Raw genomic sequence first — 17,583 nt, 5'->3', positions numbered from 1 at the left:
GAAAACCGGGATATAACGCGATGAGAGAGCGGATCAAGAGGACGTGAGCAGCCGTCCCTGCCTGCGGCAGAGGCAGCCTGTCCCTTGCTGGCCCTTGGACCGGAGCGATCAGGTCACGCAGCGGCCCGGCTGGAGCAGCTTGGCGACCTCGGTCAGGGAGCTGACCATGGGCTCGCAGGCGATCGTCGGCTTGTTACGGCCCTGCTTCTGATTCTGGACCGGCGCCGGCGGCTTGGCATTGCCGGTCTCGATCACCGCGGGAACCCGCAGCAGCACCGACGTATCGGTCAGGTCGTTCAGCCGCATCGACACGGTGCGGGTGGGAACCCCCGGCTTGATGTCGGCGAGCCGGTCGGCCTTGCCGGTGCGATTGACGTTGTGGCCCGGCTTGTCCGAAGCCGCCTGCCAGCGGTCGGCCAGATCGTGGCCGGAGGCCAGTTGCGCCGCGCCGAGCGCGAATGTGATGGCAACGGCGCCCAAAAATGCTTTGTGAATCTGTGACATGGCTGTCGGTCCCTCGCCCCATGGCGATCGCGGGAACAACGCGGACCAAGGATCGGGAGTTCTCGGCCATCACGATCACTTAACCGTGTGCGAAAAGGTCGCGAAAAATATTTCTGGAGTCGGGGAACGACTCCCGGGCCCGGGAGTCATCTCAACAGCCGGCTATTCCCCCCTGCCCCATAAGCCGGCGACGTAGGGCGCGACTGTGGTGATGCCAGTCGCGCCTTACTTTTGTCTGGGGGTTACCGAGCTTTTGCCTGGGGGTTACCGAGGCCATCCGCCTGATATCCTCGACCGGTATGGAACTCGTTGCCTGGCTCTAACTTACGAACCGCCGGCCTTGAGCAGTTGCCGCGCGTCGAGTTCCACCGTCTTGAACCCCCAGTCCGCCGCGACCTCCACGAGGTGCACCGTGCCCCCGGGACCATCAGGGTCCCGGTCGCGGTTGTAGAGCGCAATCAGCGTGAGGTTACGCGCCTGCGTGGCAAGCGCGTTGAACATCATCCAAAGATTATTCCGCTGCCAGATATCGTAATCCTTCTTGCCCGAGAGCCAGCGCGGCAGATCCTTGGACTCGGCAAGCACACGCGGCGTCACGCGCTGGCAAAGTTGCTGGTATCGCATCACCCAATCCACGCCTCCGCGATTGACCGACTCGGCCTGGAACTGAGCCTCCGGCAATGCCAGCAGGAGCTGCGTCGGGATGTTGAGCGCGTTGCAGACCTCGTGAAACAGAATGTCGCTGCCGCAAGCACCACCTGCGATGCCGAACGCAACGCCACCATCCGCGCTCATTTCCTCCTTGACCGCCGTTTCGATCATCTTGCGCGCCGCAGCCACAGCCTCCGGCGTGTTGGGGAAGCGCGCATTGTCCTTGTCCCGGCCGGGCGCATCCAGCATGTGGCCCGTGAACAGGATGACCCGCACCGGCAGCGCCGCGGGCTTGTCCGGGGCAGCCTGGTTCATCTCCCTCAGCGCGGCTTCGACGTTTGCGGACAGCACCCCGAGCTCACGAAACAGCACCAGATTACGTCGCGCCGCGTCTATTTCGAACGGGCCCGCATTGGCCAGGCTCTTTCGATAGGCCGTCCCGACTTGCGGCGGCCTGTCGGCGGTGAGGAACGACAGGTCCGCGCGGCTGATTTCCTTCCAGATGTCGAACTTCTCGCCTTCCCGTATCACCTTGTCGTCGTTTCCGACCACGAGCTGCAATGCCGCGGCGAGACGACCAGCGCGGCGTTCGCGCGTCTTGAGATCGGCGACCGCCGCGTCCCCATCATCGAAACTTTCAGCCCAGATGTCGGGGAATGCCTTCGCGAGATTGATCTGGATCGTCAGCATCGCAAGCGCATTGATCCCGGAATAGAAGCTGCCCAGGTCTTCGGCGAAGCCATCGAGATAGTGCTGGATGGAGGACGCAAGATGTGGCGAGCGGAGCGCGGTGTGGCGCTGCGCGTCCGGATCCGCGGCATCCGCCGCGGCTTTCCAGTCGTCGATCCAACGCGTCTTGGCGTTGCTGCCCAGCAGCGAATGTCCTTCGGCACGGTGAGACCGCCGCTCCGCCGACTCCTTGGGCGTTTCGTCGCGATCATTCGGCGGCATCGTGCGGGCGAGCACCCGGTTGATGGCTTGTTCCGAAAGTGTAATGCGGTCGAGCTTCGCATCGGGGCCGAGAGCCGTTGCCGCCAGCTTCTGATAGATCGTGCCCAGGCGGTAGTTGGCCTGAAAATCGTTGCTGTCCAGGCGCCGAAGCAGCTCGAAGGTCTCCTTGGCACCGGCAAAGGCCTTGATCCGGAATTGCGCGTCGCCGACGATCCGCAATCCCGCACTGCCCCACTCGAAGCCGCGAACCTCCTGGGCGAGCAGACGCAGGTCGCCGGCGCGCCCCGCCTTTTGCGCGATCCCGACCTCTTCCTGGAAATCGAACGGGACGACCATGAGCGCAGCGCGGTCGTGTGGCGTCAAACGAGGCAGCAACTGAAAGACCGGACTGTCCTTCTTGGTGTCGGCAAGCGTCGACTTGAGTGACTCGAGAAAGCCGGGAAACGCAGCGGCAGGGTCCGCCGGGTCATATTGACCATATCGGTCGGTCTGAAGATCGAAGGGATATTTGTCCTTCGTCCCCTCGGCGCGGATCAGCAGGGTGTGCCGATCGCGCAAGCCATGCCGGATCCCGAGCTCGTAGAAGACATTGGCGTTGTGGATGGAGACGTCGGCGATCACGAGATCGGAGAGCACCAGCAGGCGGAACATATCCTCGCGGATATTGCCCTGTCGCGTGATCTCGAGGGTGGTGCGGCCCTCGATCCCGGCCTGCTTGAGCGCCGGCGCGATCAGCTTCTCTTCCACCCGGTCGAAATCGATGCCGTCCTGCGTGCCGAAGGGACGAACGATGAAAGCGCGCGTGACATCCATGACTGAAATCCTCCGACCGGCATCAAAAGACTTGCGAGCGGGCACCTGCCGCCGCTGGATCACCCCACATCGAAGCAGGACGGGAAGTGTTCCGGCTTGAGCTGCTCCTTCGCGGCAAGCCGTCCGATGTCGGCAAGGTCCTTGATATTGTTGGGGTCGTCCATCGCCGCAATCTTCGCGACAGCTTCCGGCGCCAGGTCGAGCTTGACCGTGGTTTTCAGCCAGCCGGGCTCCAGCAGCACGTTATAGCGCGCATAGGTGGCGAGTTGCGGGCCGCTCTGGCTGTCCAGCTTCATGTCCCCCACAGCGCGGTCAATCGCCCACGGTGTCAGGCAGTTCGTCAGCCACTGCAGCATTGCCTGATTGACGCGTCCGCAATCATCCATGAGGGATTGCAGCGATCGCAGACCCTGCTCGGCCGCAGCCATACCCGTGATCTGTTTCGCCGTGTAGGTCTTCTTGAACACGCCTGTGCCGACCGAGATCAGCAACAGCTTGTCTCTGCCGGTCGGCCAGTGGAAACCATGGCCGTCGAGCGCCGCCAGCATCAGGAGTTGCAGGGACGGGTCGTTGAAAGGGCTCACGCCGCCGTCGACGAACGCGCCGGCGACGACGTTTCCATCCCGCGAGGAGATGTCGATCTCCTGGGGCTCGAAATAGGTCGGTGCTGCCGTGCTCGCCCGGACCACCTTGGTCAAATGCAACTTGCCGTCCTGCCCGGCATATCGAGCGGCGGGATGATTGTGCAGCGGCCACGGACTGCCCGTGTCGAGCCGCTTCGTCATGATCATCAAGCCGGTGCGGATACGGTCGCTGTCGAGCGTCGTATCTGCCCCGAGCTGCGCGTCGAGCGCTTCCTGGAGCGGTCCGGATTTGAACTTCGGCGCCAACAACCCGAGTCTCCAGAACTCGGCCCGGAAAACATCCGTCCCGATCCCGGTATAGAGCTTCTTGAGCTCCTTGACCGTCAATCCACAAGCCAGGCCGGCCGCGATGATCGACCCGGTCGATGTCCCGCCGATGAGATCGAAATAATCGCAGAGCAGGAAGTTCGGGTTGTTGAATCGCTTCCTGAGCTCGCTCTCCATGACTTCGAGATATTCGAGGGTGAGAATGCCGCGGATTCCGCCGCCATCGAGGGCCAGTATCCGCTTTGGTCCGTTCGTCCCGTCCAGATGTTGTTGCTTGGTCTTGGGCATCAAACTCTCCCAGATGGTAAGTGCTACCGGCGATGCCGGCTGCAGCAATGCGACAGCTCAAAATGTTTTCATATGCGACGGCTCCGGCATGGCCGCGGCATCAAATCGGGCCGGGGCTTCGAAATCCGTAGCGTCGTGACAACCATCTTGCATGATGTACACCCTAAAGTATAGTGCTGACGATTGCCGGCCGAGAAGGCCAGACCTCCTTCGCCATCGTCCATTAGACGTGGCTCCGGGACCAAGGCATCTGCTCGGTTTCCCCAGGTGAGGCGTCCAATCGCGGCGGTGGCGGTGCACACGCAACCCAGCCGCGTGGTCGATCCGAGCCGAGACGATTGAGTTTCTTGACATGCCTTTTTCGGTTTTCATCAGTCATCGGACTGAAGACAGGTTTCTCGCGCGTCTCTTGAAGGCGCGGCTCGAATATCTGAGCAGCCTCGACGCCCTCGATCCGATCGAGTGCATGGTCTGCGAGGATATTCCCGGGGGCTCCGAATGGCGCAAATGGATGATCGACAACACGGCAAAGGCCGACTGCCTGATCTTCGTCCATACCAACGCCGAGCATAACTGGACATGGTGCGCGTCCGAAATCTCTCAGTTCGACGGGTACAAGCGCGCCCTCAAGGTCACGTCGAAGGTCCTGTGGTTCTCCGTCGACAGCTCCCCTTCATTTCCGATGCTGGCGGAAAACGAGTTTTATGGAATTGACGAAGACGAGGTACGGCGATTTTTCGAGGATTTGTTCGTAAGACCGACCTTCGGCAACACGCCGATAAGGCCGAGATTGAACGCCAATCACTCCCGCGAGTTTACGGCGGCGGTGAAGGACCTTCACGCGCAGTTCATGCAGATCACCCGGCCCGAGGAGCTGTTCCGCCTGCGGCTCCGGATCGTGCTCAGCGAAGAGGTTTCGTTTCGGCGAAGAGTGAGCGAACTTGCAACTCTTCCTCCCTCGCAACGAGCACGCGAGTTTCTCAAGGGGGCCCAATTGGAGGCGGATGCCGCGTCCATCACGCTGCTGTCGGGACCTGATACGCCGGTGCTCGACTGGGAAAGCCTGTCCCGCATGCAGAACAGGTACAACAGCGGCGGGTGGCTGGAGGAATTGACCAATTATGTCGCAAACTCTTTCGCAGACGTGGCTATCGCCCATCGGCGAAGCCGCGAACAGGTATTGAGTCCGATATTCCGAGACCTGAAACTGTTTCAGCCCGTTATTGCCCGGCTGGAATATCTCGATAATGCGCCATTTTCGATCGTGATCATTTTCGTCCCCATGCCGCCGTTCAGCGAAGATCCGCGATTGATGGTCGCCCAGAACATACCGAAGGACGTCGTCTTTCTATCGATTCTGCTGAGATTGGCGAGACGATTCCGATGGTCGTTTCTCGAGCCGCTGTACAATGCCGTCGAGGGCATGGCCGACGACTTCTCCGCCGAGCAATGGGATGACCTTCTGACACGCTACAACGAATGCACGGACAATCTCGAATCGATCTTGCGGCAGGCCAACATGCGGGAGCTCGAAACCGTTGGCGACGTGAAGACCGCCACCAATATTTCCGATGACCTTCTCCTGAAGGAGATGTTCAAGGACTGGCAAACCTTCCAGCAGAGACTGGCGGTGGGGATACAGAAGAGATCGCCGGGCGATGTGCGGGAGACGCTGGAGCCTTGGTTGAGGCGAAACAAGGAATTCATGAAGCAGCTTCTTGTCGAAACTCAAAAAAGGGTCGAGCAGTTGCGTCCGGTAGCTGCCGGCTGAGCCGCAAGGGCTTTCACGCACGACAGGACCAGGCGGCATGGCCGACATTTTCTTGAGCTATACCCATGTCGACCGGCCCCGCGCCCGTCCGATCGTCGACCTCCTCGAAGAGCAGGGCTGGACCGTCTGGTGGGACCGCGGCATCGAGCCGGGCATGCCGTGGCGGCCCGAGCTCGACGTGGAGCTGGCGAATTGCCGCGCCGTCGTCGTGCTGTGGTCGCAGACATCAACCGCCAGCGAATGGGTATGTCACGAGGCACGCGCCGGCCTGAAGAAAGGCGCGCTGGTCCCCATTCTCCTCGACGAAGACCAATTTCCGTCCGAATTCGCCGCCGTGCAAGCGACCGACCTTTCACGCTGGAAGGGCGAGACGGACCGCGCCGAGGTGGAAGCCCTGCTGCGCCGGCTGGCACGGCTCGTCCCGCCCTCACGTATCGATACGGTTCGTCCGGGCTTCGATCCGGACTTTCTCGGCAAGAAGCACCCGATCTCCCTGCCGGGAGTGAATGGTGCGGTGGCTGTGTTGCGCTATCTGCACTTCACGGTCGTGATGAATCCGGCGCGCCGCCTCGCGCATTATGTGGCCTATAATTGCGACGGGAGCCAATTCGTCGACGAGCCGCGCGGCGCGGACAAGTGGTCGCCCGACCCGCTGCTTCCCCCATCGTTGCAGATGAATTTACCGTTGCTCCGACAGAGCCCTTACGACCGTGGCCACCTGATGGCCCGATCGACGGGCTGCTGGGGCGAGCCGCGCGCTGCCTCGATCTCGGCACGACAGGCGTTCTACTGGCCCAATGTCGTGCCCCAGCATCAGCGGCTCAATCGGGATTGGTGGCACGCGCTGGAACAGTGGGAGCGTGCAACTGCGCAATCGAAGGGACGGCTGACAGGCTTCAGCGGGTCGGTCTTCTCCGAGGACGATGAGGCCTTCCGCGGCGACGTCGAGTTCGAGCACGGCCTGATCGCACGCGACACTTTTCGCGTGCCGCGGGCCTATTGGAAGGTCGCGGTGGTGGCCGCTCCACGCGGCCGCCTTGCCGTCGCGGCTTACCTGATGGACCAGGCGGTGATGGTGGCGCAAGACATCGGCCGCAGGATCGACATCTCCGATTACCGCATTACGCTCGCAGATCTGGAAAAGGTCGCGCAATTGCGTTTCGCAGCGTCCCTGCACAAGGCGGCCGCGTTGTGAGCTCGCCGGCGAACGAACGCCCGTTGGCTGCACGTACGACAGCGCCCGCCTATCGCTCCAGGCGTTGCATGACCTTTCCCGCCAGCCAGTCCCGCCCTTCGCCATAGAGCTTCTCGACCTCGGCGCCGATGAGGCCCGGCATGTCGCGCTTGACCTTGTAACCAATCAGCTCCTGCATGTAGGCAAGGTGGCGGTAGCCTTCGGGCAGTGCGGCGAGCGCCTTTTGATCGAGTTGAAGCGTCGCGGCGGGGTCGACCGGATCGATCCGGTCCTTCTCGTAGATCGGCTGGCGGCGGACGATGCCCCATTGGCCCTGTCGTTTCTCCAGGAAATCGTAGAAGCGCCCGGTGCAGACGACGTCGCACAGCACGTCGTGCACGGATGCCCGCTGCGAGATCGTCATCTTGGTCTGGGCGATGGCGCGCTCGCCGGACAGATCGATGCTGGTGCCGCCGAGGAAATGCAGGATGCGAACGCCCCTGGCAAAGCCCTCCTGGCTGACGCGGATGAAGTCCCGCGCCGGTCCCTGAAACCAGGTGGCGGACATCCAGCCCTCCTCATGCCAGACGGTCGCAAAGCGCTCCCAGTCGCCGGCGTCGCGCCACACCGCCCAGTTCTCGACGAGGTCGCGGATGGCGAGGCGATCGAGCAGTGCTTGGTCCATGGCACATCTCCGGTTACGGGCCGCGGTTGCGGGTCCGCCGCAGAGGTATGAGCGGCGAAATCGACGGCCGTCAAGCGCGGGAAGGCGCCCGAAGAAATTGCGACAAGAAAAATCCGGCGTACCTTGCGGTGCGCCGGATCAGATCATCGTCAACCAAGGTCAGGCCGCAGCGCGCCTCTTTACGCCGCAGGCGCCTTCGGCGTGCGGTTGCGCGAGTTGCGCTGGAAGAACAGCGCCTGGCTCGCCACCGCCGATACCATCGCCGGCTGGAACGGCTTCGAGATCAGAAACGCCGGCTCTGGCCGCTCGCCGGTGAGGAAGCGCTCCGGATAGGCGGTGATGAACACCACCGGCACCTCGAAGGTCCGCAGCAGCTCGTTGACGGCATCGAGCCCCGACGAGCCGTCGGCGAGTTGGATGTCGGCGAGGATCAGGCCGGGCCGCCTGTTCTTGGCCAGCGCCACCGCGTCGGCATGGGTGCGCGCGACGCCGACGACGTTGTGACCGAGATTCTTCACCAGGCTCTCGAGGTCCATGGCGATGAAGGTCTCGTCCTCGATGATCAGGACGTCGGTGGCGATCTCCGCCGCCATCTCACGGCCTGCGGCATCCGCGAGCCGCCGCGTCTCGCCAACATCGGTGCCGAGCACGAAAGCAACTTCCTCTTCCGAAAATCCCTCGAGCGAGAGCAGCAGGAAGGCTTGCCGCGGCAGCGGCGTGATGTTCGACAGGCGCCGCTCGGGCGGCATCGGCAATGTCGTCACCTCGGCATCGTCGTTGACGGAGACGGAATTCCAGATCTGGGTGAACAGCCGGAACAGACCGGCGCGCGGCCCATGACTCTCATCGAGCACGGCGGGATCACCGAGCATGGCCTCCAACATGGCTGCGACATAGGCGTCACCGGAGGCCTGGCTGCCCGTCAGGGCGCGTGCATACCGGCGCAACAACGGCAAGTGTTCAGCAACAAGCTGTGAACGGGACATCCCCACTCCATTCTTCTTCGGGCCGACCTCAAAAGACACCTCGGATAACGGGTATCAGCGGGGGAGGCCCGGGTTCCCCTGCTGGGGCTGACTACGCCTCAGGACAAGAAAAGTTCCGCAAGGGCGGGAACTTTTTCTCGAACCTGGAATTGAGCCTATCCAGGGAACGGCTCCCGGTTGAGAAAACTTCTCGATTTTACAGTCACTTAACTCGGGGAAACGTGGAACAGGTCATGAAAGATCTCAAGTCTCAAGCCAGCAAAAGCACGACCCCCGGCAAGGGAGGGCTCACTCCGGAGATCCAATCCCGGATCGGGCATCAGCTCCGCGCCATGTACGACGACGTCGTACGGCAGGGGGTTCCGGATCGGTTCGCGGATCTGATCAAGAAGCTTGATGCGCCGGGAGCGACACCCCAAGTGGAAAATGAGGGCGGATCCAACGACAACAACAATGGGAGGGATTAATGCCTCTCACGGACTCCCTGCGTAACGACATCCTCGCGGCCGTGCCAAGTCTGCGCGCGTTCGCGATCTCGCTCAGCGGCAACGCCGACCGTGCCGACGATCTGGTGCAGGAGACGTTGCTCCGCGCGCTCGCCAACATCGACTCGTTCCAGCCCGGCTCCAACTTGCCGGCCTGGCTGTTCACGATCCTGCGCAACCTGTTCCGCTCCGACTATCGCAAGCGGCGGCGCGAGGTCGAGGATGCCGAGGGCAATTATGCGAAGACGCTGAAGACACAGCCCTCGCAGAACGCGCATCTCGAGTTCGAGGAGTTTCGCACTGCGCTCGAGAAGCTTCCGCAGGACCAGCGCGAAGCGCTGATCCTGGTCGGTGCCTCCGGCTTCTCCTATGAGGACGCAGCCTCGATCTGCGGCTGTGCGGTCGGCACGATCAAGAGCCGCGTCAACCGCGCGCGCTCGAAGCTCGCCGCGCTGCTCTATGTCGACGGCGCCGAGGACTTTGGGCCGGACGAGACCGTGCGCGCCGTGATCGGCGGCAGCGGCGGATAGCAGTCGGCGTCAATCGGACCGAGACGACAAGCGCGAAGGCGGCCGTTTCCGCGGCCGTCTTCATGCGCGGCTGAGAATCGGTTAGCGCGCCGCTCGATCACTCGTCCACGAACGTCACGGTGTCAGCGACGCTCGCCCGCGAGGTGCGGTAGCTGTTGACCTTGTGCGCGTGGTCGGCATAGCCGAACGAAATGCCGCAGACGACGCGGCGGTCGTCGGGCAAATTGAAGTGGCGGCGGATCAGGCCGGAGTGGCGCGCCAGCGCCGCCTGCGGAATGGTGCCGAGCCCGAGCGCCTGGGCGGCCAGCATGAAATTGCCGACATAGGCGCCGCAATCGATCGCACCGTAGATGCCGAGCGGCTCGTTGGTATGGATGATCGCCACGTGCGGTGCGCCGAAGAAATTGTAGTTCTCCAGCGCCTGCTTGGCGTAGCCGCTTCTGTCGCCGCGGGGAATCCCGAGCGTGTTGTAGAGCTGAAAGCCGCTTTCGCGGCGGCGGTCGAGATAGACGCCGACATATTCGCGCGGCGGGGTGAAATCGTAATCGTCGCCGAGGCCGCTGGAGGCCTCCTTGTAGATCAACTGGCGGAAGCGCTCCTTGGCCTCGCCACTGGCGATGATGACCTGCCAGGGCTGGCTGTTGCACCAGGACGCGGTGCGCTGCGCGGTGGTCAGCACGTGCTCGATGGTGGCACGGTCGACCTGTTTGGGCAGGAAGGCGCGAACGGAGTAGCGCTCGTTGAGCAGCTCTTCGAGCACGCCGATGCGGTCGTCTTGTTTCACTTGTGCGTCCATGGATCAGCTCGCGCTTTTCTCTTCGTAGGGTGAGCAAAGGCGCATCGCGCCGTGCCCACCGACAGACTTACCCCGGCGCATCTGCATATGGTGGGCACGCTTCGCTTTGCCCACCCTACGAGATACAGCGAGAGGCCACATCACCGTCCCTTGGTCGGGATCTTGTTATACGGCACGTCCTTGTCGACGCGGATGTCGCCGGGCAATCCCAGCACGCGCTCCGCGATGATGTTGCGCAGGATCTCGTCGGTGCCGCCGGCGATGCGCATCGAGGGTGAGGACAGCAGCATCTGCTGGAACTGGCCCTGCACCGTCTCCTCGTCGCTGCCTGTGAGAACGCCGGCTGCGCCCTGCAGGTCCATGGCGTAGGTCGCGATGTCCTGGAGCATCATGCCCGACACCAGCTTGCCGATCGAGTTCTCCGGGCCCGGCTGCTCGCCCTTCGACAGCGACGAGATCGCGCGGTAGCTGGTGTATTTCAACCCGCTCGACTTCACCGCCCAGCTCGCAAGCTTCGAGCGCACGGCGGGATCGTCGATCGCCAGCCCATCCTCCAGCATCAAACTGGAGCAGAACTCGAACATTTCAGGCACGCCGGTCGCAAGCCGCGAGCCGATCGACATGCGTTCGTTCATCAGCGTAGTCAGCGAGACGCTCCAGCCTTCGCCGACGGCGCCGAGCCGCTGGCCGTCCGGAATGACGACGTCGGTGAAATAGACCTCGTTGAACTCCTGCATGCCGTTGGCCTGTTTGATCGGGCGCACCTCGACGCCGGGGCTCTTCATGTCCAGGAAGAACATGGTGAGACCCTTGTGCTTGGGCACACCAGGATCGGTGCGCGCGATCAGAAGGCCGAAGTCGGAATAATGCGCGCCGGAGGTCCAGATCTTCTGGCCGTTGACGACCCAATTGTCGCCCTTCTTCTCCGCACGCGTGCGCAGGCCCGCAACGTCGGAGCCGGCGGACGGCTCGGAGAACAGCTGGCACCAGATCTCCTCGCCGGAGGCCAGCTTCGGCAGATGGCGGCGCTTGGCGTCCTCGCTGCCCCACGCCATCACGGTCGGGCCGCACATGCCCTCGCCGATCTGGAACGGCTGCGTCAGCTTGCCGTAGACGCCTTCCTCCTGCTGCCAGATCACGCGCTCGATCGGCGTCGCGCCGCGGCCACCATAGTCCTTGGGCCAGTGCAGGCAGGCCCAATTGCCCTCGAACTTCTTCTTCTGCCAGGCCTTGCCGACATCGACGATGTCGTGGTGAGCAAGGCGAATGCGGCCGAGCGAGGATTTCGACAGTTCGGCATGCAATTCCTTCGGCGCGTTGGCCTCGACCCATTTGCGCGCGGTCTCGCGGAATGCGGCTTCCTGCGGGGTGTCGTCGAAATTCATCTTCGAACTCTCCTCTCTCGTGCCCCGGACGCGGCGCAGCGCGAAGCGGTGCGCTGCAGAGCAGGGGCCCATTGCGGCTTTCTGGGTCCCGGCTCTGCGGAGCAGTCCTTCGTACCGCACCGCGTCCGGGACACAGCTAACCTCTTCCCTTGGTCGGGATCTTGTTGAACGGCACGTCCTTGTCGACCCTGATATCGCCGGGCAGGCCCAGCACCCGCTCGGCGATGATGTTGCGCATGATCTCGTCGGTGCCGCCCTCGACGCGCGTACCCGGCGCACGCAGCAGCATCGCCTGGAAACGGCCGGCGAGTTCGGCATCCTCGCCGCTGATCACGCCGCTCGCGCCCTGCAAATCCAGCGCGTAGGTCGCGACGTCCTGGATCATCGAGCCCGCCACCAGCTTGCCGATGGAATTCTCCGGCCCCGGCCGCTCGCCCTTCGACAGCGCCGAGATCGCGCGCATGCTGGTGTAGCGCAAGCCACTCGCCTTCACCGCCCAGTTGGCGAGCTTCGAGCGCACCGCGCGATCCTCGATCGCGGGACCGTCGTCGAGCATCAGGCTGGAGCAGTATTCGAACAGCTCCGGGAAGCCGGTCGAGACGGCCGCGCCGATCGCGCTGCGCTCGTTCATCAACGTGGTCAGCGAGACGTTCCAGCCGTCGCCGACCTCACCGAGGCGTTGATGGTCAGGGATACGCACGTTGGTGAAATAGACCTCGTTGAAGTCGGAAGCGCCGCTCGCCTGCTTGATCGGCCGCACCTCGACGCCCGGGCTCTTCATGTCCAGGAAGAACATGGTGAGGCCCTTGTGCTTCGGCACGGTCGGATCGGTGCGCGTCAGGAGGATGCCATAGTCGGAATAATGCGCGCCCGAGGTCCAGATCTTCTGGCCGTTGATGACCCACTCATCGCCGTCCTTCTCCGCCCGCGTCCGCAGGCCCGCGACGTCGGAGCCACCGGCCGGCTCGGAGAACAGCTGGCACCAGACCTTTTCGCCCGACGCAAGCGGCGGCAGATAGGCACGCTTATGCTCTTCCCGCGCGAACGCCATCATGGTCGGCCCGCACATGCCGTGGCCGATGATGAACATGCGCGACAGCTGGCCGAACGGCCCTTCCTCCTGCTGCCAGATCACGCGCTCGATCGGCGAGGAACCGCGGCCGCCATACTCCTTCGGCCAGTGCAGGCAGGCCCAGCCGGCATCGGCCTTCTTCTTCTGCCACGCCTTTGCGACTTCGAGGATGTTGGCGTTCTTGAGCACGGTGCGGCCGAGCGAAGATTTGCGCAGCTCGTCCTCGTACTGCCTTGGCGCGTTGGCGCCGATCCAGGCGCGCGCGATGGCGCGGAATTCGGCTTCCTGCGGGGTGTCGTCGAAATTCATGACGCATCTCTTCTTCGTAGGGTGGATTAGCCGAAGGCGTAATCCACCTCTTTGATTTCCTCATCGACAGAAGCGGTGGGTTACGCCAAGCGGTTTGCGCTTCGCGCAATCCGCAGGGCTAACCCACCCTACGAATCTCGCGCTTACGCCGCGTTCTTCTTCCGCATGCGGTCGATCAACTGGTCTTCCCAATAGGACAGGCTGCCGAGGCCGAGCGCCGCGGCATTGGCGCGGCGGTAGTACATGTGGCAGTCGAACTCCCAGGTGAAACCCATGCCGCCATGCACCTGGATGTTGTTCTTGGCGCAGTGCTGGAACGCCTGCGTCGCGCTGATGCGCGCGGCGGCAGCCGCTTCCGGCAGTTCGGATGCGTTGGTCGAGAGCGCCCAGGCGCCATAATAGCTGTTGGAGCGCGCCAGCGTCGCCGAGACATACATGTCGGCAAGCATGTGCTTGACCGCCTGGAACGAGCCGATCTGGCGGCCGAAGGCGATGCGGTCGAGCGCGTAGTCGCGGCCCATCTCCAGCGCGCGATCGGCGCCGCCGACCTGCTCGAAAGCGCAGAGCACAGCGGCGCGGTCGAGCACCTGGGTGAGGATGCTCCAGCCTTCGCCGGCAGCTCCCAGCGGCTCGGCCTTGCAGTCCCTGAAGGTGATCTCGGCCTGGCCACGGGTCGGATCAAGGTTGGTCAGGCTCTTCACCTCGACGCCGCCGCCCTTGAGATCGACCAGGAACAGCGAGATGTCGCTGTCACGCCCGCCCGATCCCGTGCGCGCGGCAACGACCGCGAAATCGGCGATCGCGCCATCGGCCACTGGCTTCTTGACGCCGTTGAGCACGCCGTTCGCAGCCGTGAGCCTGACGTTCTTCGGCGACGGATTGCCCTTGCCCTCGAACAGCGCCAGCGTGCCGATGGCTTCGCCCGAGGCGATCGCCGGCAGCCATCTCTTCTTCTGCGCGTCGCTGCCGGCGATCAGCAGCGCTTCGGCGGCAAGATAGACGGTCGAGGAGAACGGCACCGGCGCGTTCGCCCGGCCCATCTCTTCGGCGATCACGCAGAGCTCGAGATGGCCGGCGCCCGCGCCGCCGAACTCCTCCGGGATCGCAACGCCGAGGAAGCCCATCTCGGCAAGGCCCTTCCACAGTTCCTTGTCGTAGGGCGCCTTGCCGTCGAGCACGAAGCGCACCGCCTTCGGCGAGCATTTTTCGGTGAGGAATTTGCGCGCCTGATCGCGGAGCTGCTTCTGGTCGTCGGAGAAATCGAAGTTCATGGCGGGCTGCCCCTGTTATTGCTGTTCTGTAGGATGGGTGGAGTGAAGCGATACCCATCAATTGTCTGACTTGAAGCGATGGGTTTCGCTGCGCTCGACCCATCCGACGATGTTCATTTCAGCACGATCACGTCCTGGTCCGGCGTATCCGCGTAAAGCCGCTCCACCAGCGCGGCGCGGCGCTCCAGGCCGGCGCGCTGGTTGATGTAGCCCTTGTCGGTCAGCTCGTTGCCGTCGATCGAGGGCGGCTCGACCATCAGCATGGCGCGGGCGATGATGCGGCTGCTGGCGCCTTCGCACTCCCTGTTGTGCGCTTCCAGCCCGCGCCTGAAGCAGGCGATCACCTCGGGGTGTTTTACGGCATCCTCGAAACTCAGATCGGAATTGCCGACGAGCTGCCGGCACGCGTGCAGATTGGGCCAGGCGAGCAGGCCGATGAAGGCACGATCCTGTCCTGCGACCAGCGCGTCATGCACGACAGGCGTCGCGGCCGCGATCGCATCGGTGCGGAGCGAGCCGACGTGAACGAAGGTCCCGGTGGTCAGCTTGAAGTCCTCGACGACGCGCCCGGCAAAGATGATGCCCTTCACCGGATCTGCATCGTCGACGAAGACGCCGGCATCGCCGATGCAGTAGAAACCTTCCTCGTCGAACATCTTCCTCGTCAGATCCGGCTGGCCGAAATAGCCGGGCGTGACGTTGACGCCGCGCAGACGCAATTCGTATTTCGAGCCGCACGGCACCATCTTCAATTCGACACCAGGGAACGGCAGGCCGATCAGGCCGACGCGCTCGGTGTCCCAATAGGTGCCGGTCGAGGTCGGCGCGGTCTCGGTCGACCCCCAGCCGGTGTAGAACACGATGCGCTCGCCGGTGGTCTTCACCGCGAGGGCCTGCATGCGGTCGTAGAGATCATCCGGCAGCCGCGCGCCGCCATAGGCCATGATCGACAGGTTCTTGAAGAAGGAGCGGCAGAGCGCATCGTCCTTCTCCATGGCCGCAGCGAGCGCGGCGTAGCCCGCCGGCACGTTGGCGTAATAGGTCGGCGATATCTCGCGCAAATTGCGCAGCGTCTCCTCGAACTGGCCCGGCATCGGCCGGCCGTCGTCGATATAGAGCGTGCCGCCGTCGACCAGGATGGGATGGAATGCGGCATTGCCGCCCATGGTGTGGTTCCACGGCATCCAGTCCAGCATGGTCGAGATCGGGCCGCCCGGATCGCGCGGCCGCACCTGCATCATCATCGCGGCATTGGCGCACATCATGGCTTGGGTGTTGATGACGGCCTTTGGCATGCCGGTCGAGCCGGACGTGAAAAGCAGCTTGCCGACAGTGTCCGGCGTGATTTTCGCGATCGATGCTTCGACATCCTTGGTCACCGGCGTTACCGCAAGCTCGGCGAAGCCAACGCTGTTGATGCCATCGCATGGGCGCACGACGTGAACCACGGTGACGCCCGTGAGATCGAGCGCTTTGAGTGCCTTCTCGAAGGTCGGCCCATCCTGCACCATCACCACGGCCGGCTTGATCAGGTCGAAGAGGTACTTCAGCTTGACGTGATCGTGGCTCATCAACGAGTAGGCCGGCGACACGGGAGCCGCCGGAACGCGTGCCTGCATCGCAGCCTGCGTCATCAGCGCGTGCTCGATCGAATTGCCGGAGAGGATCGCGACCGGCCGGCCATCGAGCCCAAGATTCAGCAGCGCCTGCGTCAGCGCATCCACGGTGCGCTTGGCTTCGCCATAGGAGACTTTTCGCCATTCGCGGTTCGGGCCGCCGCGCTGGGCGAGCCAGATGCGCTCGGGTGCTCCCTTCGCCCATTTCGCCAGCGAGGCCGGGATGTGCTTCTCGTAAGGTTGCAGCGGAATGCGCGACTTCAGCACCACCGTGCCGTCGCCGCGGCGCTCGACGTGGATGTCGCGCTTGAGCCACTCGACCTTGCGAAAGGCGGGCTTCGTCATCACCGCCGCCGCGCTGCCACTCATTTTGCGTCTCCCGGAATTACTGTCCTTTGCGGATCTTCGTCGTTCACCGCCTGATATAGACAGGCTTTCGCTTCTCAAGGAAGGCCCTGATGCCTTCCGAAAATTCCTCGGAGCGACTGCACAGGACCTGGTTGCGGTCTTCCATCGCGATCGCTGCTTCCAGCGATCCGGCATCGACGCTCATGTTGAGACATTCTTTCGAGAGGCGAAGCCCGACGGGCGAGGCCGTGATCATCGCATCGACGTAAGGCTCGGCCGCGTCGTCGAGCTTGTCTTCATCGACGACTTCCGAGACGAGCCCGACCGCGAGCGCCCGCTCTGCGCCGATGAAGCGCCCCGTGAGGATCAGCTCGGAGGCAACGGAGACGCCGACGAGCCGCGGCAGAAAGTAGCTGGTACCGATGTCGCAGCCGCCAAGGCCGAGCTTGATGAAGGCGCAGTTCATCCGCGCCGACTTCGCGGCGATACGGATGTCGGAGGCGAGCGCCAGCGCAAAGCCGCCGCCGGCCGCCGCGCCTTGCACCAGCGCCAGGATCGGCTGCGGACAGCGCCGCATCAGCATCACGATGTCGGCGATGCGCCGCTGCGAGTCCAGCGATTCGGTGACGCCGGGCGGCTCCTGCTGTCCGGCCCGGCGAGCCATCGCGGCCTTGAGATCGAGGCCCGCGCAAAAATTCTTGCCGGTGCCCTTCAGCACCACCACGCGCGTGTCGCGATTGCGTTGCAGTCCCTGGAAATAGACGTTGAGTGCATCGATCAGCGCGGGATCAAGCGCGTTGAGGCTGTCGGGACGATTGAGCGTCACCCGATCGACGCCGTCGTTATGCTCGATCAGCAGCGGTTGGGACATGGGGCCTCGCACTTTCTTGCTACACGGAGACCGTCTCCCACCCTCCCCTGGAGGGGGAGGGTCGGCTCACATTACGCGAAGCGAAATGTGAGACGGGGTGGGGTGACAGTCTCTCCACGTTGAGACACTGCCCGTGTGGAGAGATCCCCCCCCCCCCCCCGCGGGG

17 protein-coding genes are annotated in these 17,583 nt (G+C 63.6%); 6 read left to right on the top strand and 11 right to left on the bottom strand.

The window, feature by feature from the left end:
- Positions 1-108: 108 nt before the first annotated feature.
- Together AC1RUR_RS22725 and AC1RUR_RS22720 are read right to left on the bottom strand one after the other, a co-directional pair.
- Entirely contained in the window at positions 109-504 is a 396-nt protein-coding gene (locus tag AC1RUR_RS22725) for a hypothetical protein (protein WP_492848044.1), read from the bottom strand.
- A gap of 324 nt (positions 505-828) precedes the next feature.
- Entirely contained in the window at positions 829-2,325 is a 1,497-nt protein-coding gene (locus AC1RUR_RS22720; protein ID WP_492848042.1) for a tetratricopeptide repeat-containing protein, read from the bottom strand.
- Here AC1RUR_RS22720 and AC1RUR_RS22715 point away from each other — a divergent pair.
- Entirely contained in the window at positions 2,302-2,532 is a 231-nt protein-coding gene (locus AC1RUR_RS22715; protein ID WP_492848040.1) for a hypothetical protein, read from the top strand. The two genes, AC1RUR_RS22720 and AC1RUR_RS22715, sit on opposite strands and share 24 nt — an antisense overlap.
- Positions 2,533-2,577: 45 nt before the next feature.
- Positions 2,578-2,925 carry a hypothetical protein gene (locus tag AC1RUR_RS22710; RefSeq protein WP_492848038.1) on the top strand — a complete coding sequence of 116 codons (348 nt, stop codon included), beginning with the start codon at positions 2,578-2,580 and terminating at the stop codon, positions 2,923-2,925.
- 53 nt (positions 2,926-2,978) lie between these two features.
- Here AC1RUR_RS22710 and AC1RUR_RS22705 read toward each other — a convergent pair whose 3' ends face one another.
- Entirely contained in the window at positions 2,979-4,166 is a 1,188-nt protein-coding gene (locus tag AC1RUR_RS22705) for a patatin-like phospholipase family protein (protein WP_492848036.1), read from the bottom strand.
- Between the two features lie 304 nt (positions 4,167-4,470).
- Here AC1RUR_RS22705 and AC1RUR_RS22700 point away from each other — a divergent pair, with 304 nt between their 5' ends.
- Entirely contained in the window at positions 4,471-5,889 is a 1,419-nt protein-coding gene (locus AC1RUR_RS22700; RefSeq protein ID WP_492848034.1) for a TIR domain-containing protein, read from the top strand.
- Positions 5,890-5,926: 37 nt separating this feature from the next.
- The gene (locus AC1RUR_RS22695) at positions 5,927-7,084 is read left to right on the top strand and encodes a DNA/RNA non-specific endonuclease (RefSeq protein ID WP_492848032.1); all 1,158 of its coding nucleotides are present in this window, start codon (positions 5,927-5,929) and stop codon (positions 7,082-7,084) included.
- Positions 7,085-7,133: 49 nt separating this feature from the next.
- On the opposite strand, the gene AC1RUR_RS22690 is transcribed toward AC1RUR_RS22695, so the two are convergent.
- Together AC1RUR_RS22690 and AC1RUR_RS22685 are read right to left on the bottom strand one after the other, a co-directional pair.
- Entirely contained in the window at positions 7,134-7,748 is a 615-nt protein-coding gene (locus tag AC1RUR_RS22690) for a nuclear transport factor 2 family protein (RefSeq protein WP_492848030.1), read from the bottom strand.
- A gap of 179 nt (positions 7,749-7,927) precedes the next feature.
- Complete coding sequence (locus AC1RUR_RS22685; protein ID WP_492848028.1) at positions 7,928-8,734, bottom strand: response regulator; 807 nt, start codon at positions 8,732-8,734, stop codon at positions 7,928-7,930.
- A 233-nt stretch (positions 8,735-8,967) separates the two neighbouring features.
- On the opposite strand from AC1RUR_RS22685, the gene AC1RUR_RS22680 reads away from it, so the two are divergent.
- Both AC1RUR_RS22680 and AC1RUR_RS22675 read left to right on the top strand, forming a co-directional pair.
- Positions 8,968-9,201, top strand: coding sequence for a NepR family anti-sigma factor (locus AC1RUR_RS22680; RefSeq protein ID WP_492848026.1), 234 nt, complete (start codon positions 8,968-8,970; stop codon positions 9,199-9,201).
- On the top strand, positions 9,201-9,749 hold the full coding sequence (locus tag AC1RUR_RS22675; RefSeq protein WP_011090521.1) for a sigma-70 family RNA polymerase sigma factor: 549 nt from the start codon (positions 9,201-9,203) through the stop codon (positions 9,747-9,749). The genes AC1RUR_RS22680 and AC1RUR_RS22675 overlap by 1 nt, the downstream gene beginning before the upstream one ends.
- 97 nt (positions 9,750-9,846) lie before the next feature.
- Here the strand turns inward: AC1RUR_RS22675 and AC1RUR_RS22670 are convergent, their stop codons facing one another.
- The 6 genes from AC1RUR_RS22670 to AC1RUR_RS22645 all read right to left on the bottom strand — a co-directional run bounded on the left by AC1RUR_RS22670 (position 9,847) and on the right by AC1RUR_RS22645 (position 17,417).
- Entirely contained in the window at positions 9,847-10,545 is a 699-nt protein-coding gene (locus AC1RUR_RS22670) for a nitroreductase (RefSeq protein ID WP_492848024.1), read from the bottom strand.
- A 140-nt stretch (positions 10,546-10,685) separates the two neighbouring features.
- On the bottom strand, positions 10,686-11,930 hold the full coding sequence (locus tag AC1RUR_RS22665) for an acyl-CoA dehydrogenase (RefSeq protein WP_492848022.1): 1,245 nt from the start codon (positions 11,928-11,930) through the stop codon (positions 10,686-10,688).
- Positions 11,931-12,066: 136 nt separating this feature from the next.
- Positions 12,067-13,311 carry an acyl-CoA dehydrogenase gene (locus AC1RUR_RS22660; RefSeq protein WP_492848020.1) on the bottom strand — a complete coding sequence of 415 codons (1,245 nt, stop codon included), beginning with the start codon at positions 13,309-13,311 and terminating at the stop codon, positions 12,067-12,069.
- A 143-nt stretch (positions 13,312-13,454) separates the two neighbouring features.
- Positions 13,455-14,582, bottom strand: coding sequence for an acyl-CoA dehydrogenase family protein (locus tag AC1RUR_RS22655; RefSeq protein ID WP_492848018.1), 1,128 nt, complete (start codon positions 14,580-14,582; stop codon positions 13,455-13,457).
- A 113-nt stretch (positions 14,583-14,695) separates the two neighbouring features.
- On the bottom strand, positions 14,696-16,567 hold the full coding sequence (locus tag AC1RUR_RS22650; protein WP_492848016.1) for an AMP-binding protein: 1,872 nt from the start codon (positions 16,565-16,567) through the stop codon (positions 14,696-14,698).
- Between the two features lie 43 nt (positions 16,568-16,610).
- Positions 16,611-17,417 carry an enoyl-CoA hydratase/isomerase family protein gene (locus AC1RUR_RS22645; protein WP_492848014.1) on the bottom strand — a complete coding sequence of 269 codons (807 nt, stop codon included), beginning with the start codon at positions 17,415-17,417 and terminating at the stop codon, positions 16,611-16,613.
- Between the last annotated feature and the right edge of the window lie 166 nt (positions 17,418-17,583).

Source organism: Bradyrhizobium sp. GW821-FHT12B03, assembly GCF_058807535.1.
Note: the sequence above shows the minus strand (reverse complement) of the source record. Positions and strands in the feature narration are given on the sequence as shown.

Coding starts and splice junctions, on each gene's coding strand:
- AC1RUR_RS22645 (WP_492848014.1), bottom strand. CDS start 17,417: ATGTCCCAACCGCTGCTGATCGAGCATAACGACGGCGTCGATCGGGTG.
- AC1RUR_RS22680 (WP_492848026.1), top strand. CDS start 8,968: ATGAAAGATCTCAAGTCTCAAGCCAGCAAAAGCACGACCCCCGGCAAG.
- AC1RUR_RS22670 (WP_492848024.1), bottom strand. CDS start 10,545: ATGGACGCACAAGTGAAACAAGACGACCGCATCGGCGTGCTCGAAGAG.
- AC1RUR_RS22660 (WP_492848020.1), bottom strand. CDS start 13,311: ATGAATTTCGACGACACCCCGCAGGAAGCCGAATTCCGCGCCATCGCG.
- AC1RUR_RS22700 (WP_492848034.1), top strand. CDS start 4,471: ATGCCTTTTTCGGTTTTCATCAGTCATCGGACTGAAGACAGGTTTCTC.
- AC1RUR_RS22665 (WP_492848022.1), bottom strand. CDS start 11,930: ATGAATTTCGACGACACCCCGCAGGAAGCCGCATTCCGCGAGACCGCG.
- AC1RUR_RS22685 (WP_492848028.1), bottom strand. CDS start 8,734: ATGTCCCGTTCACAGCTTGTTGCTGAACACTTGCCGTTGTTGCGCCGG.
- AC1RUR_RS22650 (WP_492848016.1), bottom strand. CDS start 16,567: ATGAGTGGCAGCGCGGCGGCGGTGATGACGAAGCCCGCCTTTCGCAAG.
- AC1RUR_RS22695 (WP_492848032.1), top strand. CDS start 5,927: ATGGCCGACATTTTCTTGAGCTATACCCATGTCGACCGGCCCCGCGCC.
- AC1RUR_RS22690 (WP_492848030.1), bottom strand. CDS start 7,748: ATGGACCAAGCACTGCTCGATCGCCTCGCCATCCGCGACCTCGTCGAG.
- AC1RUR_RS22725 (WP_492848044.1), bottom strand. CDS start 504: ATGTCACAGATTCACAAAGCATTTTTGGGCGCCGTTGCCATCACATTC.
- AC1RUR_RS22655 (WP_492848018.1), bottom strand. CDS start 14,582: ATGAACTTCGATTTCTCCGACGACCAGAAGCAGCTCCGCGATCAGGCG.
- AC1RUR_RS22675 (WP_011090521.1), top strand. CDS start 9,201: ATGCCTCTCACGGACTCCCTGCGTAACGACATCCTCGCGGCCGTGCCA.